3 protein-coding genes are annotated in these 7,104 nt (G+C 66.3%); all 3 read right to left on the bottom strand.

The features are described 5' to 3' along the window. On the bottom strand, nucleotides 1–1,973 hold a 1,973-nt coding region (locus tag EPD66_RS23275; protein WP_142850959.1), incomplete at its 3' end, for a hypothetical protein. A 6-nt stretch (nucleotides 1,974–1,979) separates the two neighbouring features. Beyond that, complete coding sequence (locus tag EPD66_RS23280; protein ID WP_142850960.1) at nucleotides 1,980–2,384, bottom strand: hypothetical protein; 405 nt, start codon at nucleotides 2,382–2,384, stop codon at nucleotides 1,980–1,982. A 2-nt stretch (nucleotides 2,385–2,386) separates the two neighbouring features. Further along, nucleotides 2,387–7,104: phage tail tape measure protein (locus EPD66_RS23285; RefSeq protein ID WP_142850961.1), on the bottom strand; the 4,718-nt coding region annotated here is incomplete at its 5' end.

The raw sequence follows: 7,104 nt of genomic DNA on the forward strand, positions 1-7,104 counted from the left end.
CCGAGGCGGCGATGGCGCACGGTCACCACATCGCCGAGATCTACGACATAGCCCAGGCCGCGCGTCACCACCTGCAGCACCCGGCGCCTCGGCCCGAACAGGGCCAGGATGCGGGCGGCCTCGGCCTCGGCATCGGCGGCATCGGCGAACAGACTCTGGATCGGATCGGGATCGAGCGCACCGAGGCTGCGCATCGCGATATTCGGGTCGGCCGACGTGGCGAGGCGGCCGCTATCGGCATAGGCCTGGCGCAGCGCCGGATCGACAAGCTCGGAGACTTCGGATTGTGTGGTCCAATTGCGGCGGTAGAGCACGCGCTGGCGCCAGATCGGCGTCTGAGGCGGCGGCACCACCTCAAAATCAAGGATGTTGGTCTCGTCGAGGGTATGGGGCGCATCGGCGCCCGCCGGATCGGCCAGCCGACCGCAGCTGATCAGGCCGCTGCGCGTGGTGCCCCACCAGGCGCCGACGCCCATCATCATCTCGTCCAGCACGGCATCGGCGGTGCGGGTATCGCCAACCGGCTGGAAATAGCCGGCCGGGCCGCTGGGCAAGCCGCCGAAGGATTCAGCATCGATGCCCTCGGCCGCGACGCCCTGGGCGGCCAGCAGGAAGCGCAGGGCGATCTCGCCGATGGCCTCGGTATAGCCGCCCTCGGCATCGCCGCGCACATCGGCGGTGATCGTGCCGGCGGGGCTGCCGCCCAGGCGGATCAAGCCCAGGGATAGGCAGGTGGCATAATGCCCGACGGGGATGCTGGCCTCGACCAGGGCATCGTAGCTGGGATAATCGGCTCCGGGCGATAAGGGCACGCCCCGGTCGCGCACGGCCTCAACCGCCTGGATCGCCCGCCAATGCACCTGCCAGAGATTGTCCAAAGGATCGAGCAGCGTGGGTGTAACGTTAAAGCAACGCCCCCAGCAGGAGGGCTTGGCCTTGCCCGCCAGATCCTCTCCGCCCTCGATGCCGCCGGTGCCGGCATAGCTATGCTGCTGGGCGGCGGCGATGTTGAGATCCAAGGCCAAGTCGCGCAGCTCGACAACCACCCGGTCCAGCGAGGCATACCATTCCACGGCCTTGGCGCGGGCCAGCAGGCCCATCTCGCCGAAAGCCGCGCCACGCCGGCCGAGGAAGACGCGCACCTCGCGCCCATCGACCGACAGGCCGCGCACCGCGTCGTCGAGCGCGCCGTCGCCGTTGTCCAATTCCACGCTGCCGAACTGGACGGTCTGGCGCGCGGTGCCATAGAGCGGGATCGAGCGCTCCATCACCAGCGGCACCACCGCACGAGCCTCGTAATCGCTATTCGCCCTATCCGCATCATCGGGCTCGCCGGTCCAGCCCATGTCCGACCAAGTCAGCATGGCGCGCCCAAATGCGATCTCCTCGCCGTCGGACAAGGTGGAAATAGCGGCGCCGGAAATGGCGCCGGCGGCCAGGTCGGTCGCGGTCAAGGTTAGGCCGCCACCCTGGAACGCCTCGACCTCGACCAGATACAGCGCCTGGGGGGCGCCCTCGAGGCAATAGCGCTGCCAGGCCGTCCACGGCGAATAGATCATATAGGGGTCGCCGAAGGCGGTCGTCGGGCCGATGCCGGCGGCGGCGGTGATGATCTGGATCGGGTTCGGCGCACCAATGGCGACCGTACTGGGGATGCCCACTGCCTGGATGCGTGGAAGCAAGTTCACCGCACCGATACCAAGGCTACTGGGCAAGCCGGCCGCGCTGATCACCTGGCGTAATCCGGCCACGCCCCCGACCGAAGTGGTCGAGGCCAGACCGGCAAGAGCGATCACCGGAATGGGATTGGCATTGCCGAACCTGGCGCTCGACGCGATACCGCCCGCCTGCACCTCCCAGCGTGGCACAGCCAGCGTCGGCGCACCGACGACCGCCCCGGCGGCCAAGCCGCCAGGGAAGACGTGAAGCTCTAAGTCGCTGATCGCGCCGGTGGAGAGGGAATCGAGCGGCATCTTGGATTAGAGGGCGAAGATCTTGTTGACGCCCGTGTCCCACAGGATCTGCACGTCGCCTCCATTAGGCGTGATCGGCAGGCCGCGCGGAACCGTGTCGATGAAGGCAATCAGCGGGCTGGCCGCCGCCGTGGCACCGGCCTTGTAGATCACCAATCCCTCAATCGTGGGACCCGACACGCCGGTAAAGGTCACAGTCGCGGCATTGAAGATGCCGTTCGTGATCGACTTGCCGGCGAGATTGACGGGATTGCCGACAATTGCCGCCTGTACCGAGGTCAAATACTGGTGAGCTGCGTTGTAGCTGTAGACATCCAGGTCGATCAGGGCGACCCGGATGGTGTCGTCCAGCAGGTTAATACTGCCATTCAGGAATGCTTCCTTCCCTTTGGGGTAAAGCACATTCGCCATTATCAAGCCCTTCCTTGGATGCGTTGGCGCTGGGAAGCCAGCTGCTGTTCACGTTTGAGAAGCACGATTTCCCGCCGCAGGGCCGACAGTTCCTCGACCACCGCCGCGCTGCTGTCCCAGATCGCTTTGACGATTCCGCTGTTATCGACGATCATCGACGGCTGGCCGGACGTGCCGGACGATGCGGGAGATTGCTGGGGCGCTTGGATAGCTGCCGTCGGCGCCGTGCTGTTCGGGGTGGGCGCGGCGGCATGGTTCAGCAGCGCCTCCATCTGGGAGCGGACGAATTGCTCCAGCCCCGCATAGGTCACGCTGGAGGAATAGCCCTCGCGGCCGAGGCGTAGCAGCGCATCGGCAAGCTGCGGCAGCGATGACATCGCCTGGGCATCGCCCTCGCGGGCCGCATCGACCGCCGCGCCGAATTGGGCCTGGGCCTCCTCGATCTTGTCGGCCAGTGACAGGCTTGAGAGATTGCCCAGCACCTGGTTGTCCAACCAGGCCTGGATGGACTGCATCTGGCGCATCTGCTGCTCGGCCTGCTGCCGGCCGTATTCCTCGAGCAGCTTGGTGCGCTCCAGGCCGTTGAGGCGTTCCACCTCGGCCAGATCCGCGCCGACCGCCTCGGCCTCGCGCAGGCGTAGGGCGTGCGCTTCTTCCATCTGGCGCAGTTGCAGGGCCAGCGGATCGGTCAGGCCGAGGATCTGGTCGGCGATGCTGGCATTGAAACCGTCGCGGAGCGCCGCCAATGCCTTGGCCTGGGCCTCAGCCAGGTCGGCGGCGCTGATCGCCGCTCCCGTCGCCTCGGCCAACTCGCCCAGCCCGGCGATCTGGCCCTTCAGCGCGGCGATGGCCTTTTCCGCCTCGGTCAGCTGTTCGGTCTCGGTGATCTGGCCGAGCCATTCGGCGAATTTACCGTTGAGCGCCTCCATGTACTCGGCGCCGATACCGAGGTCCTGCGCCCGCTGCTTTTCTTCCAGTAATTGGGACTTCAGCCCGACAACCGAGGCTTTGGCTTGGCGCTCGATCCCCGCGAGGCTGTCCCGAAAGTCGTTCAGGCTCTGGATGGTCGCGACCAGCCCTTGGGCGAATTGCACGTCCGCGGCCAGGCCATCGAGATCCTGAGCCGAGGTGTTCGCGAGCGCCTTGGCAACAATTGGGTCGGTGGAAGTAAAGCCGCCATTCTTGATTGCCTCATTGATCGCGCCCAGCACGGCGTCTTCGGCGGATTTGTATTTGACGCTCTCACCGTAGAATTCGCCGCGCTTGCCGACATAGGCAAAGTTGGCACCGGCGGCATCGGTGAAGGTCAAGTTCAGGGTATCTGCGATACGCGACAGCGAGTCGATATAGGCATCGGCCATCGCATTCGTTATATTGATGTTCCCGCCGTGGGCCGTGCGGCGGCGGCCTGCCACCAGTTCTTCACCGATCAGGTCCACATTGGTGACGGCGCTGTCCGCCTTCTTCTTTTTCCCGAAGAGCCCGCCCAACGCCGTGCCCAAGAACGCGCCGGCGATGGCGCCGATGGGGCCGCCCAGAGAGCCGGCCAGCATCATCGAGCCGGCCACGCCGCCGGCCACCGAGCCGGCCGCGCCGGTCGCCGCGTTGACCAGCGGGTTGGAGTGCCCCAGGCCGAGCAGGCCCGCGCCCATGCTGCCGACAATGCCCCAGGGCGAGGCAGCCAGGCCCTGGGCAAAGGCCTGGCCAGCCCCGGTCATGGCTACGGTGGCCGTGCCGGCCGAGCCCGGCAGCAGGCTGATCGGCGTGCCGACCGTCGTCGAGAGCCCCACCGCCTGGCCGAGGCTGCTCTGGGCCATCCATTGCCCGGCGCCATAGAGCATGGAGGAGGAGCCCCCGCCGCTCAGCAGGCTGCCCAGGCTGGTCATGTCGCTGATGCCCATGCCACCGATACCGCCCATGCCGCCGGCACCGCCGATGATCTGTCCGGTGCCGGTGGCCTGCAGGCCGCCGCCGAATACTCCCGCCACGACAGGAGCGATGACCGGCCGAATGATCGCCTCGGCCGCGATCTGGGCCAGGGTCCGGCGCATGATGGCCAGGATATCGTCTGCCAAGGCACGCCATCCTCGGCGTTGGCCCGCGAACATCTCCTCCATCCGCTCGGCACCGTAATCGACGATCTCGTCGGCCGCGCGGTTAGCCTGGCGCACGCGCTCTTCCTGGGCGGCCTGGGCGGCGCGCTCGGCATCCTCCTGGGCGGCGATGGCACGGTTCAGCCGGATCTGCTCATCATAGACCCGCCTCAGCTCGGCGGCCTCTTGAGGCAGCAGCTCGCGCCCCAAACGCCGCCGCAGCTCGGCCTCGGCGCGCAGCAGCGGGATCATCTCGCCGCGCCCAGCCAGCGTTAGTTCCAGGGCCTTGTTCTCGAGTTCGACGCTCTCGACGGCATCCGCCAGCGCTGACCGGCGGCTGCGCAACAGGTTGATGTTGTCCTGATATTGGCGGTTCAGCTCGCCAATCATCCGGCGGTGCTGGTCTTCGGTCACCAGCCCGGCCTTCAGAGCCTGGTCAAGGGTCGCCAGCGCTTCCGCATGTTCGTCCTCGGCCGCCGCCAGCGGGTCCAGCTGGCGCAGCAGGCCCTGATAGGCCGAGGCCAGCTTGGAGGTAGCCTCGCGCGCCCGCGCCTTGGCATCCGTGCCGGCCTGGATCGCCACCGCCTCATTGATCTGCGCACGCGTGGCCTCGGACAGTTCCTCCACGCTGGATTTCTGCTCGGCCTTCAGCGCCTGTTGCTCCAGCCGGTAGCGCAGGACAGCGGCCTCGCTCAGCCCATAGGTGGCGTTGGCGTCGCGCAGCTTGCTCAAAAGCTCGTCGAAGCCCTCGATGGCGCCGACCGCCGCCGCCGCGACATTGCCGATGCCCCCCGCCGCCGTGGTGCCGGCGGCGCCGGTATCGTTGAGGGTGCCGTTTAAGGCATCCGTGATTTCGGCAAATTGGCGGGTGCTGTGATAGGCCTCATCGATCTGTTTGGACTTTTCCACAACAAGAGAAGCCACACGCTTGACCGCTTCGCCGGTCTTTCCGCCAGCAGCGGCAGCGAGTTGATCAAGCTGCGCCAGAGCCGTCGCAGCATCAATGGTGCTATCGGCGATATCGTCGAGAATAGCGTGAAAATCAGCCAACTGGCCTTGTTTCGCCAAGCCGAGGATTGCCTCAAGCCCGCTATCGTCCATGAACGGAACGATGCGCGACAGACCTTTTGATAACCAACCCTGATCCGCGCCTAGCCCAGCCTCAAGTGAATTGCGCAGGGCCTCCATGGAGGCTCGTTGATCATCCAAAGCATCAGCAACTTTTCTGCGTTCAAGCTCCTTCTGCTGTTCATTGAGGCGCGCATATTTGGCCGTCAGGTCTTCGACGGTCGCACCTTGGTCACCCAAAACACTCTGGAGGCTACGCGCGGCCTTAGCGTGCAGTTCGCTGGCCCGCTCCGCCTCGGTTTGGCGAGTGGCAAAATAAGCCATGCCGGCGGCTGCAGCGGTGATGGCCAGCCCGAGTGGCCCACCGAACCAGGACAGCGCCGCCTGCAGGCCTCGACTGGCGGCCGCAGCGGCGGACTTGGCCGCAGCCAGACGCAGGGTGGCAGCACTGGCACGCGTGACGGCGCCGGTCGAAGCATCGGTGGTGGTGTGGGCCGCGATTAAGGCAACGCGATATTTCTTCAGTTCATCGGCTGCGCGTGCCACACCGCGCACCGCAAAGGCCGTACCTAGCGCCGTACCGGCGATCAGGGCGGTATCTCCGATCACGTCCATATTGGAGACCACGGCCTCGGCCGCCGGCACGATGCCGGACAAGAGCGTGTCGCCCACCTCGACGCTCGCAACCGCCAGCATCGCCTTCAGCTGGGACATCTTGAACTGCGCGTCCTGGGACATCTTGGCAAAGGCATCGGCGGTGGCGCCGGTCTTATTGGCCATGTCGTCCAGGATCTGGGCGAAATCTCCTGCCTGGTTACCGGTCAGGGCCAAGACCGGACGCAGAGCCTCCACCCCGCCGAACAGCACGGCGAGCTTTTCCTCGGCGCCGCCGGTGGCGTCGGCAAGATCCTGCAGGAAGCCGGCCAGCCCCTTGGCGCGCAGGGCGGCGGAGCTGAAGTCGATGCCCAGTTCCTTGGCCATCCGAGCGGCCTCGCCGGAGGGCTTGATGACGCTGCTGATGACGGCGCTCAGGCCGTTCATGGCCACGCTGGTGGTATTGCCGCCCTTGGTCAGGGCCGCCGTGGCGGCTAGAACCTCTTCCAGGGCGATTCCCGTCTGTGCGGCCAATGGCGCGACGGAGCCGATATTGCTCGACAGCTCGCCGATGGTGGTTTTGCCCGCCCGCATGGCGACAAACATCGCATCAGAGACGGCAGTGACGCTTTCAACCTGGTCGCCATAGGCGTTGAGGATGGTGGTCAAACCATCCGCCGCCACACCGACGCTGGTGACACCACCGATGGCGAGGCGATTGGCCGCATCCAGTGTCGAGATGGCCTCGGCGGCGTTAGACGCGCCAGCCGAAATCACCTGATAAAAGCCCTGTGCCTGCGCTGTCGGAAGCGAACCGAACTGGATGGCCATCGCCCTGGCCTCGGTGGTCATGCGGCCCATCTCGCGGGTGTCGCTGAGCAACGTCGACACTTCGCGCATCGCCGTCCCGAAGCCCAGCGCCTGGCGGCTGGCGGCGGCCATGGCGGCACCAAAGCCGCTGATCC

The organism is Telmatospirillum sp. J64-1 (assembly GCF_006980715.1).
Taxonomy (GTDB): Bacteria; Pseudomonadota; Alphaproteobacteria; order Rhodospirillales; family Magnetospirillaceae; genus Oleiliquidispirillum; species Oleiliquidispirillum nitrogeniifigens.

Coding starts and splice junctions, on each gene's coding strand:
- EPD66_RS23280 (WP_142850960.1), bottom strand. CDS start 2,384: ATGGCGAATGTGCTTTACCCCAAAGGGAAGGAAGCATTCCTGAATGGC.